A 19,457-nucleotide genomic window follows, 5' to 3' on the forward strand; every position below is an offset into this window, starting at 1 on the left:
CGGAAGGGCCGGCCGACGCCGCGGCCGGCCCCGGCGGTGCGGTCAGCGGACGGTGCCGTCCCAGCCGCCCCAGTCGCGACGCCGCGGCAGCCCGGGGAGGTCGATCCGGCCCGTGCACCAGAGCAGGGTCTCGGCCGGGGCGTGCCCGGTCGGGGCGTTCGGGAAGAGGCGCTCGACGACGGGCGCGCAGAGGTCGTCCGACGGCAGCCAGTCGAGGCCCATCGCCTCGGTCACGTCGTAGGTGTGGACGACGATCTCGAGGACGCCCATGGCGGCGAAGCCGGGGCCGTCGGAGGTGCCCCAGGGGTGGAAGGCGCGGACCTGCGGGTCGGCCTCGCGCACGGCCGAGGCGAGGATGGTGGCGCAGATGCGGACGCCTTCGAGGCAGACGGGGATCGGGGACTGCCCGTTGAATCCGGCGAGCATGCCGGTGAAGCGGTCGGACGGCTGGGCGATGAGGAGCGCCGAATAGCCGATGAGGCCGAGGGCCGTGTGGTCGAGGACTTCGCGACAGGACCAGTCGCTGTCCCGGGCTTTGACGGACCAGTCCTGATCGGCGGCCTTCTGCAGAATGTCGGTGCAGTCGGTGGCGGCGGTAACTACGCGGTCGGGCCAGGAGATAGACATGCGAGTCATGCTGCCACAGGTGTCCGCGGGTCCCGGAGAATCGATGGGCGACAGGGGCCGCTTTCGTCCACTGCCCGCGAATCGCCCGGTAATTGACCGGTAATCGGGAATTCCGGAGCACCCCGGTGACCACCTCGTGACCGCGATCCGATCGGCCGGGGAACGGCCCGCCGTACGCTCGACGCCGGAACGAGACGATCGAGCAGGGAGTTTGCATCTCATGAACGCTGAACTCGAATCCGTACTGGAATCCGTCCGGAGCATCGTGCCGAGGCTCAGGGAGAACGGTATCGAGTCGGAGAACCGAGGCTGGATTCTCGACGAGAACATCGAGCTCCTCGAGAAGGCGGGAGTCTTCCGGATAGCCGTCCCGAAGCGCTTCGGGGGCCTGGACTTCGACCTGGCCGACCAGTCCAAGGTGATCGCCGAGGTGGCGCGCGGCTGCCCCTCGACGGGCTGGGTGACGTTCGTCTGGGCGACCAGCGCGTGGTCGGCCACGCTCTACCCCGACCGGGCGCAGGAGGAGCTCTTCACCGATGGTTCCGTCCGGATCTCCAGCGCCTTCGCGCCGACCGGCAAGCTGACGCCCGTCGAGGGCGGTTACCGGATGACCGGCAGCTGGCGGTTCAACTCCGGCTGCCGGGGCGCCCAGTGGAACTTCGCCTCGGCGATGCTGGAGCACGCGGACGGCTCCCTCGAAGAGGTCATGGCGCTGCTGCCGATGTCCGACATGACGGTGGTCGACGACTGGCAGGTGTCGGCCGGCTCCGGCACGGGCAGTGCGACCTCCTCGGCCGACGACGTGTTCGTCCCCGGCTACCGGGTCGGGCGCTTCGAGGAGCTGCTGTTCAGCACGACCGGTGACCGCTCCAACGGCGGTGCGGACGGGCGCGAGTACGGCTTCGTGAGCGAGGTGATGGCCGCGGCCGCCGCGGTCTTCATCGGCATCGCCAAGGGTGCGTACGACCTGTTCCTCGAGCGGCTCCCTGGGCGCGGCATCACGTACACCTCGTGGACGGACCAGACCCAGCACCCGCTCACCCAGATCCAGGTGGCGACGGCCGCCAACAAGATCACGGCCTCGGAGGCCCTGGCCGGTGTGTGGCTGGAGCTGATGCAGCGGCGGGCCGACGCGGGTGAGCAGCTGTCGCTGGAGGAGAAGGCCGTCGTGCGCGGTCAGACCGCTTTCGCGGCGCAGCTCGCGAAGGAGGCCGTCGAGGTGCTGTTCAACGCGAGCGGCGGGTCGGTGATCCAGCGGAGCGTTCCGCTGCAGCGCTTCCACCGTGACATCCAGGGCTTCTCCCTGCACGCGCTGGCGCAGCTGCACGGCAACCTGGAGGTGCAGGGCCGGGCGCTGCTCGGTCTCGACCCGGAGACCCCCTTCCTGTAGGGAGGGGAGGACGTGGACCCGGGGCGGGGAGGCCCCGGGTCCACCTGTGTCGACGCCTTCGCACACGTCGACGCCGATGATCCCGGCGGCCGGACGGCCGCCGGGATCATCGGCGTGAGGGGTTCTGTGGTGGTGTCTCAGTGGCCGGTGGTGGCGCCGGTCCGCCGGAAGCGGCCTTCGTGGAAGAGGAGTCCGTCGCCCGCGGCGCCGTTCACCGCGCCGACCACCTCGCCGAGGAAGACGGTGTGGTCGCCGACCTCGTGCGCGGCGGTGACCTCGCACTCCAGCCAGGCGAGGGCTCCGGACAGCAGGGGCGCCCCGGTGCCGGGGCCGGGCAGCCAGTCGATCCGCTCGAACTGGGATGGTCCGAGCGGGCGCTTCTTGTCGGCGAAGTACCGCGTGGTCTCCTCCTGTTCGGCGCTCATGACGGAGACGCCGAAGCGTCCGGCGCGGGTGAGGGCGGAGTGCATGACGGCGTTGTGGCCGATGCAGCAGAGCACGGTCGGCGGTTCGAGCGAGACGGAGGTGAAGGCGTTGGCCGTCATGCCGTGGGGGTTCTCGCCGCCGACGGTGAGGACGACGACGCCGGTGGCGAAGCGGGACATGACCTCGCGCAGCGACGCGGGGGTCACCTCGGTGGCGACGGGCTGTACGGGGGACATCTCAGACCTCCGCCGTGCGGGCCGCGGCGGAGGACCACGCGCGGGAGCCCTCGCCGACCGGGATGCGGGCGAATATCAGCTCCAGGCAGTCGGCGGCGGAGAGCCGGCCGACGGATTCCCCGTCGTCCACGCCGCGCCACCAAGCGGAGCGGTCCGGGCCGGGAATCCCCGTCGCTTCGGTAGAGAAACTCATGCCGCCTCTTTCGGAATTCGGATGCAAGAACACCGAACCAACGTATCGGACGGAATTCTGATGGCTGCTCACCCTCAAGTAACGCGTGAACCAAGGTAGTTCATCACCTATGAGCGACCGATCGGTGACCACTCCATGACCTCGGTGCGGCGCTCTCCGGGAGCCCCGTGGGTAGGGTCCCCGTATCCAAGAAGAGGGGGCGTCATGAACTCCGTAACCGATGAAACCGGAATCTCCGAGCCTTATCTGCTCGGTTTCCTCACCTCCGTCGGTCTCGATGTCGAATACACGCGGGCCGAGGGGAACACGCTGTTCTTCCGCGGCGACGACGGGGAGGAGGTCCCGGTCCTGGACGCAGCGGGCGGCTACGGCTCGCTGATCTTCGGCCACAACCACCCCGAGCTCGTCGCGCGGGCGAGGCGGCTGCTCGACGAGGGCGCTCCGGTCAACGCCCAGTTCTCGCGCAACTCGTGTGCCCAGGAGGTCGCCGCCCTGCTCAGCGGCATCGTCCGCCGGGAGACGGGCTCCACCGAGGCGTACGCGGCGATCTTCGCCAACAGCGGCGCCGAGGCGATCGAGGCGGCCGTCAAGCACGCCGAGCTGGACCGGGTGCTCCAGGTGCAGGCGCTCGTCGCGGAGCTGGCGGAGCACACCGCCGCCGCGCGGGCGGCGGTCGAGGCCGGCGAGGCGGTCCTGCCGGCCGGCGGGCACCAGGACTTCGAGGCCCTGGCCGAGGAGGTGTCCCTTGCGAACGCGGAGGTCGGCTCCAGGCCTCCGGTCTTCCTGACACTGGAGGGTTCCTTCCACGGAAAGCTGGTCGGCAGCGTCCAGTTGACCCACAACGCCGCCTACCGGACCCCGTTCACGGCGCTGGCGACCCGTGCCCGGTTCGTCCCGCTCGACCGTCCCGCCGCCGTCGGGGAGATCATCGCCGAGGAGAGCGCCGCGCTGCGTGACATCGTGCTGCGCGACGGCGTGGTCACCGTCGTCGAGCGGCCTTTCCCGCTCGTGGCGGCGTTCCTGCTCGAACCGATCCAGGGCGAGGGCGGCATCGTCCCGCTGACCCGGGAGTTCGCGGCCACCGTCCGGCGGGAGTGCGACGCCGCCGGCATCCCGGTGGTGATCGACGAGATCCAGAGCGGGATGGGCCGCACGGGCGCGTTCCTCGCAAGCTCGCTGATCGGTCTGCGCGGCGACTACTACGTCCTGGCGAAGAGTCTGGGCGGCGGTCTGGCGAAGACGTCGGCGATGCTCGTGCGGAGCGGCCGCTACCGGAACGAGTTCGAGCTCGTCCACAGCTCGACCTTCGCCAAGGACGGCTTCTCCACCCCGATCGCGCTGAAGGTCCTGGAGATGCTGGAGGCGGACGGCGGCCGTGCCTACGGGCTCGCGCGGGAGCGGGGCGCCCGGCTCGCCGAGGCCCTGGAAGGGGTCCGCGCCGACTTCCCTGACGTCGTGAAGGAGGTCCGGGGGAAGGGGCTGATGCTGGGCCTCGAGTTCCACGACCAGTCGGAGTCGTCCTCTGGGGTCGTACGGGACGGGGCCCGGTCCGGTCTGCTGGGCTACACCCTGTCCGGCTATCTGCTGCGGGAGCACCGGGTGCGGACGTTCCCCACGGCGAGCGCGGGGAACACGCTGCGGTTCGCACCGTCGATCCACCTGACGGACGGGGAGATCGAGCGGCTCGCGGACGCCCTGCGCGCGGTGGCCTCCGTCCTGCGCGACGAGGACGAGAAGCGCCTCACCGGTGGAGGTGTGTGAGGGGCGCCGATCCGTGTGGCGGTGTGGCCCGTCCCGTCCGGGACGGGCCACACCGTCGACTGCGGAGGTCTCCTGCCCGGCCGGGCTGACGGTGGCCTCCTGCTCGGACTGCCGAGCGGTGGTCGCCTCTTCGGCCGGACTAGCTGTACTGGCGCTCGCTCTGGACGCGTTCGACCTGCTCCGGCACGCCGGCGCCGTGGCCACCGGCCGCACCGCCGCCGCCCTTGCCTCCGGGGTGGCGGGGCTCCGTGAGGCGGAGCGCCGCCCGGGCGGGGAGGACTCCGGCGTTCCGGCCTCCGCCTGCCGTGATGGCGCCGCCGGCCGCGCCGCCCGCGGCCTCGTGCGTGTCGCCGGGTGCCGCCGCGGACAGCAGCTCCTGGAGGCGCTGTTCGGCCGCGTCCGAGAGGGGTTCGAGGGTGAGGGTGGTCGCCTGGCGGCTGCCGCTGCCCCAGTCGGGGCGGCGCTCCAGGAGCTCGGGCCGGGCGGCCGCGATGACCACGAGGGGCACGGCGCCGACCCTCTCCGGGAGCTGCTCGACGCAGTCGAGCAGCCTGTCGTCGCCCCGGTGGAGGTCGTCGACGACGATCACGAGGGGCCGCTCCTCGGCGGCGAGGCCCACGAACTCGTACCAGGCGTTGAGCAGTTCGGAGACCATCGGCTGACGTATCTCCGAGCCCTCGGGGTCGACGAGCGGGCTGAGGTAGGGCAGCAGCCTGCCCGCCGTCTCCTCGCACTGGACCAGCTGATGGAGCGTGCTGGCCAGTTTGGCGCGGGCGGTCTTGCCCGAGTCGCCCTGCTGGATCCCGCAGCACGAGGCGAGTATCGCGATCTGTGCGGAGAGCGGGTGGTTGCCGTAGAGGAGGGTGGCCCGGGTAGCGAGGAACAGGGGTGCGTGGGGCCGCCCGGTGATGCGGTGCTCCAGCTCCACGATGAACCGGGTCTTGCCCACGCCGCCCTGGCCGAGGAGGGTCACGAGGTGCGGGTTGCCGCGGTGCCGGGCCAGCTCCAGGAGTCCGCGCAGCACTTCGAGTTCGATCTCGCGGTCGACGATCGGCACGCCGTGGTGGTCGGCCGGCTCCTCGCTGCCGTACCTGACCCGCCAGCCGCCCGACGGGTCCTCTGCCGGCTCGTAGGCGATGACGGACTCGGTCTCCCGGAACGTACTGTCGCTCACCCTGATCTCGCCCTGGGGGACGAGTGCGAGAAGCCGGTGGCACTCGTCCATGAGCGCGCCGACGGCCGACGGCGGGGTCTCCTCGTCTCCGGGGAGGTAGCGGACCAGCGCCTCCCCCACCTCGACGGCCGCCTTGACGGCGAGCTGCTGGGTGGGGGCGAGCCGGTCGCGGATGGCGAGGGCCGCGCGGACCGCGCGTTCCGCGTCGTCCGCGCGGCCGCGGTGCACGCCGAACAGGGCCAGCGAGAACGGGCCGACGGAACCGGCGACGGTCCCGCCGTGCCGTTCGATCTCCTCCTCGACCACGGCGGCCGTCCCCTGGAGCAGCCGGTCGGCCTCGATGCCGGTCTCGGAGGCGTGGGCACGGAGTTCGGTCCTGAGCAGGACGACGCCCACCTTGCGGTGCTCGGATACGACCGTCGGGTGGGCCCCGGCCGGTGCCGCCTCCACGGGACCCGCCGCCGGCCCGGCAGCCTGGGCGGCCGATGTGGCCGAGCCGGCCCGGTAGGCGGGGGCTCCGGCGACGCCTCGCAGGGCGACCGCGTGCTCGGTCGCGGCGGCGACCTGGGTGAACTCGTACGAGGTGGCCCCGCCCTGCAGGGTGAGTGCGGGGTCGTGGGTGAGGATGGCCTGCTGGAGGGTGCGGAGTTCGTGGCCCGGCTCCAGACCCAGGTTCTCGACGAGGGCCGAGCGGATCCTGCCGTACACGTTGAGCGCGTCGGCCTGCCGTCCGCAGCGGTACAGCGCCAGCATGAGCTGGCTGCAGGCCCGCTCGCGGAGGGGCTCCCGCTCGACGAGCGTCTCGAGCTCGCCGAGGACGGAGTGATGACGTCCGAGGGCGAGCTGCGCCTCGAAGAAGTCCTCCATGGCGTCGGTGCGGGCGCCTTGGACGGCCGACAGTTCGGGCCAGGAGATCCCGGTCTCCACCAGGTCCGTCAGCGCGGGTCCGCGCCAGAGGTCGAGCGCCTCCTTCAGGAGGCGTGCCGCGGACTCGGTCCGGCCGGCTTCCAGTTCCGCTCGGCCCTGGGTCGCGCGCCGCTCGAAACGGAAGAGGTCCACCTGCTCCGGTTCGACGCGCAGCATGTAGCCGGGCGCCTGGGTGAGCAGGACGGGAGCCTGCGTGGTGCGGTTGCCGGCACCGCCCTGCGCGCCGTTGTGGAGGATTCCGCGGAGTCCCCAGACCGCGTTCTGCAGAATCTTCCGCGCCGAGCTCGGCGCGTCGTCGGCGGACCAGACGGCGTTGAGTAACTGGCTGGTTGCGACGACCTTGTTGGCCTTCAGGAGGAGGAATCCCAGAGTCGCCCGCTGACGCGAACCTCCCAGTGAGACGGTCCCCCCACCCTCGGAAACGACCTCCAACGGCCCCAGCATGTGAATGTGCATGTGTCCCCCTGGGCTGCGCAAGATCCGTCGATTGTCCCCATGGCCCCACTCGCGTCCCCGTGTCGGCGTCTCGGCCGGATCACTCTGTTCTGCCAGCGCGTCGCCATGCTCCCCCGCATTCGGACATCATTCGTTCTTGGCTGGTTATTACTGTTCCTTGGCTTGAAAATACTCAGCCCCTGGAGTGTGGTCGGCAATCCAGGACACAACCGACTGCGCATTTCACCGCCGATTGCCATGATTTCACATCGGTCGGCCTTTCTCCTTGGGAGGCTTGCCGGGCCGCGGGCATCTTTTGCCTCGCACCCTCGGCCCCCCTCGCCCCCCCTCGGCCCCGCCCTCAGGGCCGGAGTCCTCGGCGTCCCGGTGCACTTCCACCGTCCTCGAAGATCCCCACCGTCCGGGAACCGGCGGGAAACCGTCCCCTCTCCACCTGCTCATCCGCCGTCTACTTACCGGCGCGTGAGCAGGCATTGGGCAGGGCTCGGCGGGACCTCGGCTACTTTCGCACCGGCACGGGCATTCGGCTCATTCCCTTCGCTCGACCGCCCGGGAATCGCTCGATTCGGAACGTCATTCCCGGGCGAACGCGGAACACCGCAGAACGTCGTAGAACGTCGTAGAACATCGAGGAGACATCGTGAACACCGACAGGACGCCGTCGCGCTCCGGAGCTCATCGCCCGGTGGGCCGCCGTACCGCGCTCAAGGCCACGGGTCTTGCCGCCGTCGCCGCTTCGGCCGGATCGCTCGCCTTCGGCGGCCCGGCACACGCCGGCACCGTCACGGTCGCCGAGGACGCCCGGAGGGACTACGACGTCATCGTCGTCGGCGCGGGATTCGCCGGTGCGGCCGCCGCCCGGGAGCTCCGCTCCCGCGGCCTCCAGGTGCTGGTCCTCGAAGCCCGTAACCGCGTGGGCGGCCGGGTCTGGACCGACAGCTACCTCGGCCGGAAGATCGAGCTCGGCGGACAGTGGATCCACCCGGCGCAGACGTACGCCATGGAGGAGCTCGGCCGCTACAACATCCCGCTGGTCACCGAGATCCAGCCGGAGGTCGCGGTCTACCCGACCGCGAGCGGTCCGACGAGCTTCCCGCCCGGCGAGGTGTTCGGGCGGCTCGGCGAGATGCTGGCCCAGCTCTTCGAGGGCTCCCAGCAGTACTTCGAGCGGCCGCGCGACCCGCTGTTCCGCGCCGATCTGCTGCGCTCGGTCGACCCCTTGTCGCTGCACGACCGCATATCCCTGCTCAACCTCTCGGCACAGGACGCGGGTTGGCTGAGCTCGCAGGTCGCGGGGTTCGCCGGCGGGTCCAGCAGGGACGGCGCCCTCACCTCGCTCGCCCAGTGGTGGGCGCACACCGGCTGGAACGCGGACGGCTGGTTCTCCCTCATGTCGCAGCGCGTCGGCCTGGGCGGCATGAGCGGGCTCGTCCGCGCGATGCTGTACGAGGAGCCGCTGACCATCAAGCTCTCCACTCCGGTCACCGCGATCGCGGACACCGGCAGCGGTGTCTCGGTCGTCACGGCCAACCGCGGGACCTTCCGCGCCTCGCACGTCGTCGTGGCGGTGCCCACCAACGTGTGGAAGGACATCACCTTCGCGCCGGGGCTGCCCAAGGTGCACGCCGACGCGGCGGTCGAGGGCATCGGGGTGCGCCGCACGGTCAAGCTGTGGATGCAGGTCAAGGGCGTCACGCCCCTCACCCTCTGCCAGGGTTACGAGGGCCAGCGCATCGAGAGCCTCTTCCCGACCGCGAAGCTGACCGACGGCAGCCACCTCATGATCGGTTTCGCCTTCGACCCGACCTTCGACCCGAGGAACCTCTCGCAGGTGCAGGCCGCCGTCCGGGAGTACCTGCCGGCCGCCCAGGTCGTCTCCGTACGCTCGCACGACTGGGGCTCCGACCCGTACGCCCGGGGCGCCCAGGCGCTCCGCCGCCCCGGGCAGCTCCTGCGTCAGCTTCCGGACATCCAGCGGCCGTACGGGCGGATCGCGTTCGCGGGCGGCGACCTCGCGAGCGTGTGGAACGGCTTCGTCGACGGGGCGATCGAGTCGGGCCGGGCCGCGGCTCAGGCGGTGGCGCCGAGGGCACTCGCCTCGCAGCGCGTCCGGGCCTGACCGCGTCGCCGTTCGGACCGTCACCGGCCCCTGGCCGGTCCGGAGACGGTGATGGCCCGCGGGGCGGCGATGCCGCTCCGCGGGCCACCGGCTCCGGCTCCTGCTCCTGCTCCTGCTCCTGCTCCTGCTCCTGCTCCTGCTACTGCTACTGCTACTGCTGCGGCGGAACCGGCTGGATGTGCTGCGTGAGTCCGCCGTCCACGACCAGCTCGACGCCGGTGGTGAAGGTCGCGTCGAAGGCGAAGAACAGCGCGGCGGTGGCGACCTCCTCCGGCGTACCGTGGCGCTTCATCGGGGTGAGCGCGTCGCCCACCTGGCTGAGGACGGCCCGCTCCTCGGCGGTCGCGTCCGCGATGCCCATGGTCGGGGTGTGGATGAAGCCCGGGCTGACGGAGTTGACGCGGATGCCGCGGGGCAGGAGCTCCGCGGCGAAGACCTGCGCGAAGGAGCGCACGGCCGCCTTCGCGCCCGAGTACACGCCCATGCCGGGGGTGCCGGTGACATTGGCGATCGAAGTGGTGAAGACGATCGACCCGTTGTCGCTCACGAGCGGAGCGAGCTTCTGCACCGTGAAGAACACGCCCTTGGTGTTCACGTCGAACTGCCGGTCGTAGGTCTCCTCGGTGACGAGGGCGATCGGCTCGAGCGCGGCGTATCCGACGTTCACGAAGACGGCGTCGACGCGGCCGAGCTTCTTCTCGACCTCCGCGCCCAGCTCCGCGATGTCCCCCATGCTCGCGACGTCCGAGCGCAGGACGTGCACGGCCTTGCCGTCGAGGTCGCGGCGCGCGGTCTCGATGTTGTCCTTGTTGCGCCCCGTCAGCAGGACCTCGGCCCCGCCGTCGAGCAGCCCCTGCACCATGGCGAGGCCCATGCCGTGCGTCCCACCGATGACCACGGCCTTCTTGCCGGCGTACTTGCCCATCACAACTCCTGAAGACGTCAAGCGACTCACTGAACGACACCGACCGTAACCGGGCCGGTATCACTGCGTGATCACTGAACGGTAACCGGGGCCCCACCGCCTCGGCGGGGCCCCGGAGGCCTACGGTCCGGGAGCGAAGGACAGCATGCGGGCCTGGTGGTCCGCGTCGTTGCCGGAGACGCCGCTCGGCGCGATGACGATCCGGCCGTTCGCGTAGGCCAGGCGTCCGGCGAGCATGCGGCGTTCGGTCGCCCGGGCCGTCACGGGATGCCGGAGGACCTGCTTCTTCGTGTCCACGCCGCCGGGCCCGAAGCGGGTGATCTTGCCCGGTTCCTTGTCCGTGGGCGCCTCGTAGACGAGTGCGGACGCGCCTCCGTCCGGACGCAGGGGGTGCAGGGTGCCGGCCGAGGTCTTCACGCCCCAGACCAGTTTCCCGGTGTCGAGGCTGTAGCCGCCGACGCGGTCGGTGCCGCCGAGGAAGACGACGTCCTTGCCGACGGCGGTGCCCGGACACATCTGCATGTTCCCTCCCGAGTCCCCCGCGTCCGCGCAGTACGCGAATCCCTTGGGCCGGGCGTCGATGGTGACGCGGGGCTTCCCGCCGGCCTTCAGGGCCACGACCCGCCAGTCGGCGGTGAGTTCCTTGTGGTGGTAGCTGGTGAAGACGACCGGGTCGACGGAGAGCATCTTCCCGACGATCCAGCCCGGCTGGGTGCGGTAGCGCCAACGGACCTTGCCGGTCCGCGGGTCGAGCTCGCGGAGCTGGTGGTAGGACTTGCCGCGGTCGACGTTGATCGCGCAGGTGGAGTCCACCACGAGCCGGGGGCCGCCCGCGACGTTGGCGGGGTAGCACCTGCCGGGGTTCTCCAGCGGGATGTCGTAGAGCTTGGCTCCGGTGTCGACCCGGTACGCGGCGGCCCTCATGCTCTGGACGATCGCGAGGGTGCCGCCGCTGATGGCGCTGTTCACCATGATCGTGCCGTCCATGGAACCGGTCTCGGTGAGCCTCTTGCGCCACCCGGCCTTCCCGGTCCTGAGGTCGATCATCTGGAGCTGGTTGCAGCGGTTGCCGGTCCAGTTCCGGTCGCTCTTGTAGACCACGACGATCTTGCCGTCGGGGGTCGGGTTCGCCGGCGCCTCGCAGACGGAGGCGGGCAGCGGCACACTCCACGCCTCGGTGCCGTCCGACAGGCGGCGGGCGGTGACCTTCTCGTACGCGGCCTGGACGACGGTGTCGCCGACGATCCACAGGGGATAGAGCTTGACGGACCGCCGGGGCAGGTCGGTGCGGTCGTCGGCGATCCACGCCGTGGCGTCGCCCGCCGCGCGCCCGGCGTTGAGCTCCTCCGACGTCGGGACACGCTCCGGCACCGGGGTGCGGACGGCCGGCGTCCGGGAGGGCGTCGGCGTCACGGAAGGGCCGGGCGCCTTGTCGGCCACGGGCGCGGCGGACCGGCTCCACGGGCCGTCGACGAGGGCGTACACCCATCCGCTCGCCGCCAGGAGCGACAGGGCGACGACTGCCGCGATCAGCGGCCCCTTGCCGAAGCGTCTGCGGCGGGGCGGCGGCTCCGGCGGGGTGTAGCCCCCGGGGGCGTACGGGTTGTCCGGGACCTGCTGCTGTGGCTGGTGCGGCCGGTACCAGGGCTGTGGCGGGTGGTGCATCGGTCTCCCCTACTGTCCGCCGGTCCGAGAGCTGGTCATCAGGTGGCGGGGCGATCACCGGACGGGTCGGAGACCACGATCCGGATGTGCGACGGAGCGTACTTACGGGCCTTGCGGAGCATCTGCGACAGGCCGAAGCCGGCACGCGGGACGGCGACATGGACGGGCGCGGGCATGGCCGGGTCCTGTGCCGTGGCCGCCGGCCTTGCCGGAAGGGCCGCGCCGGGGCGCAGGCGCGCGCCGGTCAGCGCCCGGCCGTGCGCCGGACGCGCCGCTGGCATGAGACATGGGGACATGTCCTCTCTTGACGGTGTGCCGGCTGCTTCCCGCCGACCGACTCCTCCCGCTCACCGCCCGGCCCGTCGGCATCCGACATGACGAGTCCCACACTGGAGAGTCGCTCTGCAGCGCGGATGAATTCCCGCTGATGCAGGAGACTGGGGACACTGCGCGGGCAGGGAACACGGGGACATGGGGCTTCGAAGTGGGCGTGGATGCAGCAGGGCCGGGTGCGGGCCCGGCCGGGACGGCGGGGCGGCTGCGGATCGAGCTGCTCGGACCCGTCCGCGCCCGTCGCGACGGTACGCCGCTGGGTCTCGGCCCGATACGGCGCCAGGCGGTCCTCGCCGCCCTGGTCCTGCGCGCACCGGCGTTCGTGACGTACGGGCAGCTCCTCGACGACGTCTGGGGGACCGAGCCTCCGGGTACGGGTCACCGGGTCCTGCCGAGCTATGTGTACGCGCTCCGCAAGGCGCTCGACGCGCCGGGCGCCGGACCGGACCGCTCGGCGATCGAAGGGGGGCGCGGCGGCTACCGCTTCGTGACCGGCGACACCCGGACCGACCTCGCCGACCTCGCCGAGCACGCCGGTCTCGCGCGGCGCGCGAAGGCCGCCGGAGACCTCGACGGGGCCCTCGACCACGGCGGCCGGGCCCTGGAGCTGCTCCGCGGTGAACCCTTGCCCGGTCTGCCGGGGCCGCTCGCCGACACCGAGCGGCACCGCCTCGCCCGGCAGCGGCACGCCCTGCACCAGGACCGCGCCGAGTGCCTGCTGCTGCTCGGGCGGTACCCGGACGCCCTGGACGATCTGATGGCGGCGCCGCTGGCCCGGCTTCACGACGAACCGCTGGCGGCCCTGCGGATGCGCGCCCTGTACGGCAGCGGCCGGCAGGCCGAGGCGCTGTCCGTCTACCAGGAGACGCGACGGCGGCTCCTCGACGAGCTGGGGGTGGAGCCGGGCGAGGAGCTGCGCCGCGTCCACCAGGCCGTCCTGCGCCGGGAGGACGCGCTGCTGCTCGGCCGGGCGCCGGAGCCGCGCGAGGCCGGGGACGCCCCGTCACCGGGCGCTCCGCCGCGACGGAACCGGCCCACGAAGCCGGCCGACCCGGCCCTCCAGCCCTCCCCTGCCCGGCCTCTCCAGCAGCCCCACCGGCCGCAACCGCAGGCGCGTCCACGGCGGAACGAACTGCCGGGCGACACCGCCTGTCTGGTCGGCCGCGAGGCGGAACTCGCCCTGCTCACCGCGCCCGTGGCGCCCGGCGCCGTGTCCGTGATGACGATCGACGGTACGGCGGGCGTCGGGAAGACCGCCCTGGTGGTACGGGCCGCCTGGGCGCTGGGCGCCTCGTACCCCGACGGCTGCCTGTTCGTGGACCTGCACGCGTACGGCGCCGCCCACGAGACCGTCGGCCCGCAGCGTGCGCTGCGCCGCCTGCTCCGCGCGGTGCGCGGCCCCGGCGACGAACCGGCCCACGACGCCCCCCACGTGGATGATGTGTCGGAGCTGGTCACCGCGTGGCGGGCGGCGACGAGCGGTCTGCGGCTGCTGCTGGTCGTGGACAACGCCCGCAGCGCCGAGCAGGTACGGCCGCTGCTGCCCGCCGGACCGGGCAGCCGGGTTCTGGTGGCGGGCCGGCAGCGGCTGCCCGGCCTCGACGCCGATCTCCGCCTCACCGTGGAGCCGCTGGGCTCCGGCGACGCCGTCGGCCTCTTCCGGGAGCTGCTCGGCGAGTCGCGGGCGGACCGCGAGCCCGAGGCCGCCCGCGAGCTCGCCCTGCGCTGCGGCGGTCTCCCGCTCGCCCTGCGCATCGCGAGCGCCCGGCTGCAGAACCGCCCGTCCTGGACCCTGGCCTTCCTGGCCGGCCGGATGTCCGACGACACACGCGGCCTGGGCGAGCTGCGGGCCGGGGACCGCAGCGTGGAGGCCGCTTTCCGAATGTCGTACGACCAGCTCACCCCCGAACTGCGGCGTTGCTTCAGGGCGTTGGGGTCCACGCCGGCCGCCCGCTTCGACGGCCTGACCCTCGCCGCCATGCTGGGCACGCCCGAAGAGGACGCCGAGGCCCTCCTGGAGGACCTGGTCGACGCGAGCCTGCTCCAGGAGCCGCATCCCGGCCGCTACCGGCTGCACGATCTCGTACGGGCCCACGCGCGGCGGCTCGCCGCCGCAGCGCCTCTGGAGGCCGCGGCGGACCGCGCCGCGGTTCTGGGGCTGTACACGGCGGCGGGCCGCGTCGCTAGCGACTGGGGACCGGAGACCTTCCCCACCGGCCAAGGCGTCCCCGGCCCGGGCCTCCCCGGTCCTGACGTCCCCGGCCCGGACATCACCGGCCCGGGGTTCACCGGCTCTGACGTCTCCGGTCCTCCGCCCTTCACCGATTGGGCAGAGGCCTCAACCTGGCTGAACGCGGCGGGCGGAGACGTGGTCGACGTGGTGGCCTTCGCGGCCGCCGCCGGTGAGTTCGACCACGCCTGCCGGATCGCCGAGGCCCTCGTCGACCACCTGGCGCGCCAGGGCCACTTCCACGAGTGCCGCACCGCCCTCGAACACGCCCTGGCCTGCGCGGACATGTCGACCGACCGGCGCATGCCGTCATCCCTGCGCATCTGCCTCGGGATCGTCGACGTGTACCAGGGCCGGTTCCGCCAGGCGGGCGACTGGTTCGCCGAAGCGCTGCGGTACGCCCGCCGGCAGGGCGATCCGCGGGACCGCGCCCGGGCGACCGCCGGCCTGGGCGCCGCGACATGGCCGCTGGGCCGCACCGAGGAGGCCTTGGCACTCCTGACCGAGGCGCTGGAGCTGGCGGCCGGTCTCGACGACGACTGGCTGACCGGGATGGCGACCACGAACCTCGGCGCGATCCACTCCCACCAGGGCCGGCACGAGCTCGCGCTCGACCACTACGCCACCGCCCTGGCCCTCGCCGAGAAGAACGGCCGCCCCCGGACGATCAGCAGCACCCTGTGCTTCGCCGCCGACGCCCACCTGGCCCTCGGCCGCCCCGCGGAGGCCACCGGCCTGCTGCGGCGGGCGGCCGAACTGGCCCGCGAGGCCGAGGACCTCCCGCTGCGCGCGGCAGGCCTGTCGCGGCTCGCCGTGGCGGAGCACGTACAGGGCGATCTGCGCTCGGCCGTCGACACCCACCACGAGGCGCTGTCGTCGCTGACCGAGCACACGAGCACCTGGCTGGAGATGGGCGTCCGGATCCGCCTCGGCAGCACGTACGCGGCGGCGGGCCGCCATGACGAGGCGCGTCAGGAGTTCCGTACCGCCCTCGCCCTGCCCGGAGCCGGCGACCACCCCCGGGAGTACGACCTCGCGCGCGACGCGCTCAGCCGGTCGACCGCTGACCCTTCCTAGGCCTTGCCGAACTCCTCGATGAGCACCGGGTACTGCTCACCGCCATGCCCGGCGGCGATCGCGCGGGACGCCATCTCCTTGAACAGCTTGGGCAGTTCGGCATTCACCCCCAGCGCCTCGCTCTCCTCGATCAGGTGCTCCATCGCCCGCGCGTCGGTCTCCAGCGCCGACACCTCGGCCGGGAAGGAGCCCTTGTCGATCTGCTCGGCGTACCCGGGGAGCCAGTCGGCGACACCGGCGGCGATGTGCCGGGCGAACGGCGCGTACGTCGCGGCGTCGACTCCGGCCGTCGCGAGCAGCGCCGTGCCCTGGAGCCAGGCGTTCAGGACGCTCCACATCATGGCCAGGCCGGCCACGTCGTACAGGGACGCCAGACCGGGATCCTCTCCGAGGTGGGTGACCGTGCCGAGGGCGCCGAGCGTCGGCGCGTGCGCGTCGAAGACGTCCTCGGGCCCGCTGTGCAGGATCACCGCCTCCGCGGTGCCGATCCCCGGCGGCACGGCCATGATGGCGCCGTCCAGGTAGCGGGCACCGCGCCCCTCGGCCCACCCGGCGGCCACGCGGGCCTCGGCCGAGCTCCCCGAGGTCAGGTTGACGAGCGTCGTGCCGTCCAGCTCGACGCCCTCCGCGCCGAGCAGTTCGTGGACGGCGGCGTAGTCGGTGAGGCAGACGACGGTCAGGGGACTCGCCGTGAGCGCGTCGCCGAGGGTCGGCGCCGAGCGTGCCCCGGTGGCCACCAGCGGGGCGGCCTTGGCGGACGTGCGGTTCCACACGGTCGTGGGGTGTCCGGCTTTCAGGAACGCGCCGGCGAGGGCCTGGCCCATCAGTCCGAGTCCGATGACCGTCACGGGCGTGTGTGGTGTGTTGTCGTTCATGGCAGCATCGTCAACGTTGATACCGGTGTGAAGGTCAAGCGAGGTTTTCGATGCGGATCGGGGAACTGAGTCGGCGGACGGGCGTCAACGCCCACCAGCTGCGCTACTACGAGGCCCAGGGGCTGCTGGTGGCGGACCGCGGCACGAACGGCTACCGCGAGTACGACGAGAACGCCCTGCTGCGGGTGAAGCAGATCAGGCACCTGCTGGGGGCCGGACTGTCCTCGGAGGACATCGCGTATTTGCTGCCCTGCGCGGTCGGCGAGGCCCCTGAACTCGTCGGCTGTCCCGAGCTGCTGGCCGCGATGCGCTCCCGCCTGCACCGCCTCGACAGTCAGATGGACCGGCTCGCCCGGTCCCGCGAGGCCCTCAACGGCTACATCGACGCGGCGGAACGCCTGGGCGGCGAGAGCTACCCGCTGCTCACCGGCCCCGTGGTGCGGTCCGTCGCCTCCTGACCCTCCCCGGCCCCCGTCTCCCCGGGCTTCCGTCCCCAGACGGTGAGCATCCCGGCCGACAGCGCGGCGCACTCCTCGGAGTCCAGGTACCGGACGGCCGCGTCGACGTCCGTGTCGTCGACCAGGCCGGTGGCGAGCATCGCGGCCCGGCTCCGCTGCCAGGTGTCCGCCCAGAAGCGGCTGATGGGGCTGCCGGGCTGCAGCGGCGGTACGTGGATCTCGGCGGCCACGGGCAGGAGCCCGGCCGTGCGCAGCAGGTGGGGGTACGACGGCACCCAGCCGACATCGGTGCCGATGGTGTCCCGGAGCCCCTGCCACATCGCCCGCATGACCGCGGTGTAGGGAGTCCCGGGTGTCACGGAGCCCGGCAGGCCGCTGGTCAGGTCGACCGCGTCGCTGAGCACGAGCATTCCGCCCGGCTCGACGAGTCCGGCGAGCCGGTCGATCAGGCGGTCGTGCTCGGGCAGGTGCATGAGCACGAAGCGCGCGTGGACGAGCCGGAACCGGCCGGGATCGAAGTCCGGGGCGGTGACGTCGGCCTCCAGCACGTCGAGCCCCGGCAGGGGCCGCTCGCTCAGGAAGCGTACGTCGCGGTCGACGGCGAGCACGCTCGTCACCCCGGCCTCGGCGAGCAGCCGCCGGGAGACCGTGCCGGTGCCGGCCCCGACGTCCAGGCACCGCCACCCCGGACCGGCCCCGAGGGCCCGCAGCCGTGCCATCGTGATGCCGTCGTAGGCGAGGGCGCCGAAGTCGATGCGCTCGCCCTCGCCCGCCTGCTCGGGACGGAAGACGTCCTCGCCGTAACGGCCGCCGAACTGTTCCATGACCGGACCTCTTCGTACCTGGGGGCGGTGCCGGGCGGTCCGTGCCGGGGCCGCCCGCCCACCGATGTTCCCCCGGCGGCCGCCCGCACGGCCGAGGCGCGCCGCGCCTGAGCCGATCGGCTGCCTCCGGTACCTCCGGCTGCCGCCGGAGGAGGGGATCCGTGCCGTCAGGAGATGCGGTGCAGCCACCCCTTGGGGTCGGGAGCGGTGCCGTGGTGCAGGTCGACCAGGGCCTCGCGCATGGCGAGGGTGACGGGGCCGGGGGCGCCGTCACCGATCGTCCAGTCGCCGTCGCGGTCCTTGACGTGGCCGACGGGGGTGACGACGGCGGCCGTGCCCGAGGCGAACACCTCGGTGATGCGGCCCTCCGCGCACTCGCGGCGCCACTGCTCCAGGGAGACCTTCTCCTCCCGGGGGACGTAGCCCATGCCCTCGGCGAGTCCGAGCAGGGTGTCACGGGTGACGCCGGGCAGGAGCGAGCCGCTCAGGGACGGGGTCACGATCTCGGCGCCGGGGCCGGTACCGCGGACGAAGAACATGTTCATGCCGCCCATCTCCTCGACCCAGGTGCGCTCCACCGGGTCCAGCCAGACGACCTGCTGGCAGCCGGCCTCCTGCGCCTGGAGCTGGGCGACGAACGAACCGGAGTAGTTTCCGGCGCACTTGACGTTGCCGGTACCGCCCGGGATGGCGCGGCTGTGCTCGTGGCTGACCCAGACCGACACCGTCTCCATCGCCTTGCCGAAGAACCCGCCGGCGACGAACGCCATGACCAGGTACTCGTAGGTGTGGGAGGGGCGGAGCATCAGGTTGGCGTCCGCGCCGAACATCAGCGGCCGCAGGTAGATGCTGTGGCTCGGGTCGTCGGAGAGCAGCCCCTGGTCGGCGCGGAGCAGCTGCTCGATGGAGTCGACGAAGACGTCCTGGGGCAGCTCCGGCATGGCCAGCCGGCGGGCCGAGCGCTGGAAGCGGCGGGCGTGTTCCCACGGCCGGAAGACGGCGACCCCGCCGTCGGCCTGCCGGTGGGCCTTGAGGCCCTCGAAGATGACCTGGGCGTAGTGCAGTCCGATCGTCCCGGGGTGCAGGGTCAGGTCGTGCAGCCGCGAGAGACCGGGCTTGTGCCAGCCGTCCGTCTCGTTCCACGACATCGTGAACATGTGGTCGGTGAACGCGTCGCCGTGCCCCGGGGAGCGGACGGGGCGGGGCGCGGAGGCGGCGGAGTTCCGGTCGAACGTGATGGTCATGAGGATTCCTTACGGGACGGTTCGGTACGGGACGGTTCGGTACGGGACAGGGGGAGCCGGGCGCGCCGGTCCGACGCGCGCCGGCCGTCAGACGAGCGGCGCGAAGAAGAAGGTGTCGCGGCGGCCGAACCGGCCGTCCGCCGTGAGCTGGAAGAAGTCGGCGAAGCGCAGCCCGACCGTGGTGCCGTCGTGGAGCTCGCCGTTGAACTCGCCGTGCACGGCGATGTCGGAGCCCTCGACGAGGACCTTGGTGAGCGTGTGGCGCCCCGTCCGGATGACGCGGTCGCCGCCGTAGAAGCGGGTCAGGCCTTCGTGGCCCTCGAACGGTTCGTAGCCCGGGCGGTGGTAGGTGGCGTCGGAGGTGAACAGGCCCACCAGGCCGGGGACGTCGCCGGCGTCGACCAGCTCGTAGTAGCGGCGCACATCGGCCTCGGCGGACGAGGCGGAGGTGGCGGTCGTCGTGGCGGTGGCGGTGGAGTCGTCGGTCCGCATGCGGGGTCTCCTGAGCGGTGAGGAA

The 19,457-nt window shown here is 72.3% G+C and carries 16 protein-coding genes; 5 read left to right on the forward strand and 11 right to left on the reverse strand.

The window, feature by feature from the left end; all coding sequences use genetic code 11:
- Positions 1-42: 42 nt before the first annotated feature.
- Entirely contained in the window at positions 43-627 is a 585-nt protein-coding gene (locus DEJ46_RS03690) for a maleylpyruvate isomerase N-terminal domain-containing protein (protein ID WP_150264137.1), read from the reverse strand.
- Positions 628-847: 220 nt separating this feature from the next.
- Between DEJ46_RS03690 and DEJ46_RS03695 the strand changes: the two genes are divergently transcribed.
- Positions 848-2,017 carry an acyl-CoA dehydrogenase family protein gene (locus DEJ46_RS03695; RefSeq protein WP_150264138.1) on the forward strand — a complete coding sequence of 390 codons (1,170 nt, stop codon included), beginning with the start codon at positions 848-850 and terminating at the stop codon, positions 2,015-2,017.
- A 137-nt stretch (positions 2,018-2,154) separates the two neighbouring features.
- Here the strand turns inward: DEJ46_RS03695 and DEJ46_RS03700 are convergent, their stop codons facing one another.
- Both DEJ46_RS03700 and DEJ46_RS03705 read right to left on the reverse strand, forming a co-directional pair.
- Entirely contained in the window at positions 2,155-2,679 is a 525-nt protein-coding gene (locus DEJ46_RS03700; RefSeq protein WP_150264139.1) for a flavin reductase family protein, read from the reverse strand.
- A gap of 1 nt (position 2,680) precedes the next feature.
- On the reverse strand, positions 2,681-2,872 hold the full coding sequence (locus tag DEJ46_RS03705) for a hypothetical protein (protein ID WP_150264140.1): 192 nt from the start codon (positions 2,870-2,872) through the stop codon (positions 2,681-2,683).
- Between the two features lie 204 nt (positions 2,873-3,076).
- Between DEJ46_RS03705 and DEJ46_RS03710 the strand changes: the two genes are divergently transcribed.
- A complete protein-coding gene (locus DEJ46_RS03710; protein ID WP_150264141.1) occupies positions 3,077-4,633 on the forward strand; it encodes an aspartate aminotransferase family protein in 1,557 nt (518 codons plus the stop codon).
- A gap of 139 nt (positions 4,634-4,772) precedes the next feature.
- On the opposite strand, the gene DEJ46_RS03715 is transcribed toward DEJ46_RS03710, so the two are convergent.
- Positions 4,773-7,166 (reverse strand): BTAD domain-containing putative transcriptional regulator, encoded by a 2,394-nt coding sequence (locus DEJ46_RS03715; protein ID WP_190622412.1) that lies wholly within the window; start codon positions 7,164-7,166, stop codon positions 4,773-4,775.
- 664 nt (positions 7,167-7,830) lie between these two features.
- Between DEJ46_RS03715 and DEJ46_RS03720 the strand changes: the two genes are divergently transcribed.
- Positions 7,831-9,309 carry a flavin monoamine oxidase family protein gene (locus tag DEJ46_RS03720; RefSeq protein ID WP_223834488.1) on the forward strand — a complete coding sequence of 493 codons (1,479 nt, stop codon included), beginning with the start codon at positions 7,831-7,833 and terminating at the stop codon, positions 9,307-9,309.
- 151 nt (positions 9,310-9,460) lie between these two features.
- Here the strand turns inward: DEJ46_RS03720 and DEJ46_RS03725 are convergent, their stop codons facing one another.
- The 3 genes from DEJ46_RS03725 to DEJ46_RS03735 form a co-directional block, all read right to left on the reverse strand.
- Positions 9,461-10,234 carry an SDR family oxidoreductase gene (locus DEJ46_RS03725; RefSeq protein ID WP_150264143.1) on the reverse strand — a complete coding sequence of 258 codons (774 nt, stop codon included), beginning with the start codon at positions 10,232-10,234 and terminating at the stop codon, positions 9,461-9,463.
- A gap of 120 nt (positions 10,235-10,354) precedes the next feature.
- A complete protein-coding gene (locus DEJ46_RS03730) occupies positions 10,355-11,899 on the reverse strand; it encodes a PQQ-binding-like beta-propeller repeat protein (RefSeq protein ID WP_150264144.1) in 1,545 nt (514 codons plus the stop codon).
- Between the two features lie 38 nt (positions 11,900-11,937).
- Positions 11,938-12,180, reverse strand: coding sequence for a hypothetical protein (locus DEJ46_RS03735; RefSeq protein WP_150264145.1), 243 nt, complete (start codon positions 12,178-12,180; stop codon positions 11,938-11,940).
- A 209-nt stretch (positions 12,181-12,389) separates the two neighbouring features.
- On the opposite strand from DEJ46_RS03735, the gene DEJ46_RS03740 reads away from it, so the two are divergent.
- The gene (locus tag DEJ46_RS03740; protein WP_223834489.1) at positions 12,390-15,539 is read left to right on the forward strand and encodes an AfsR/SARP family transcriptional regulator; all 3,150 of its coding nucleotides are present in this window, start codon (positions 12,390-12,392) and stop codon (positions 15,537-15,539) included.
- On the opposite strand, the gene DEJ46_RS03745 is transcribed toward DEJ46_RS03740, so the two are convergent.
- Positions 15,536-16,414 (reverse strand): NAD(P)-dependent oxidoreductase, encoded by an 879-nt coding sequence (locus DEJ46_RS03745; protein ID WP_150264147.1) that lies wholly within the window; start codon positions 16,412-16,414, stop codon positions 15,536-15,538. The two genes, DEJ46_RS03740 and DEJ46_RS03745, sit on opposite strands and share 4 nt — an antisense overlap.
- 50 nt (positions 16,415-16,464) lie before the next feature.
- Between DEJ46_RS03745 and DEJ46_RS03750 the strand changes: the two genes are divergently transcribed.
- Positions 16,465-16,872: a MerR family transcriptional regulator gene (locus tag DEJ46_RS03750; RefSeq protein ID WP_150264148.1), complete on the forward strand. Its 408-nt coding sequence runs from the start codon at positions 16,465-16,467 to the stop codon at positions 16,870-16,872.
- On the opposite strand, the gene DEJ46_RS03755 is transcribed toward DEJ46_RS03750, so the two are convergent.
- The 3 genes from DEJ46_RS03755 to DEJ46_RS03765 form a co-directional block, all read right to left on the reverse strand.
- Positions 16,827-17,696 carry a class I SAM-dependent methyltransferase gene (locus DEJ46_RS03755; protein ID WP_150264149.1) on the reverse strand — a complete coding sequence of 290 codons (870 nt, stop codon included), beginning with the start codon at positions 17,694-17,696 and terminating at the stop codon, positions 16,827-16,829. The genes DEJ46_RS03750 and DEJ46_RS03755 overlap by 46 nt on opposite strands.
- Positions 17,697-17,863: 167 nt before the next feature.
- On the reverse strand, positions 17,864-18,940 hold the full coding sequence (locus DEJ46_RS03760) for a branched-chain amino acid aminotransferase (protein ID WP_150264150.1): 1,077 nt from the start codon (positions 18,938-18,940) through the stop codon (positions 17,864-17,866).
- Between the two features lie 87 nt (positions 18,941-19,027).
- Positions 19,028-19,432, reverse strand: a complete 405-nt coding sequence (locus tag DEJ46_RS03765) for a nuclear transport factor 2 family protein (protein ID WP_150264151.1) — start codon at positions 19,430-19,432, stop codon at positions 19,028-19,030.
- Positions 19,433-19,457: the final 25 nt, after the last annotated feature.

This window comes from Streptomyces venezuelae, from assembly GCF_008642375.1.
Taxonomy (GTDB): domain Bacteria; phylum Actinomycetota; class Actinomycetes; order Streptomycetales; family Streptomycetaceae; genus Streptomyces; species Streptomyces venezuelae_G.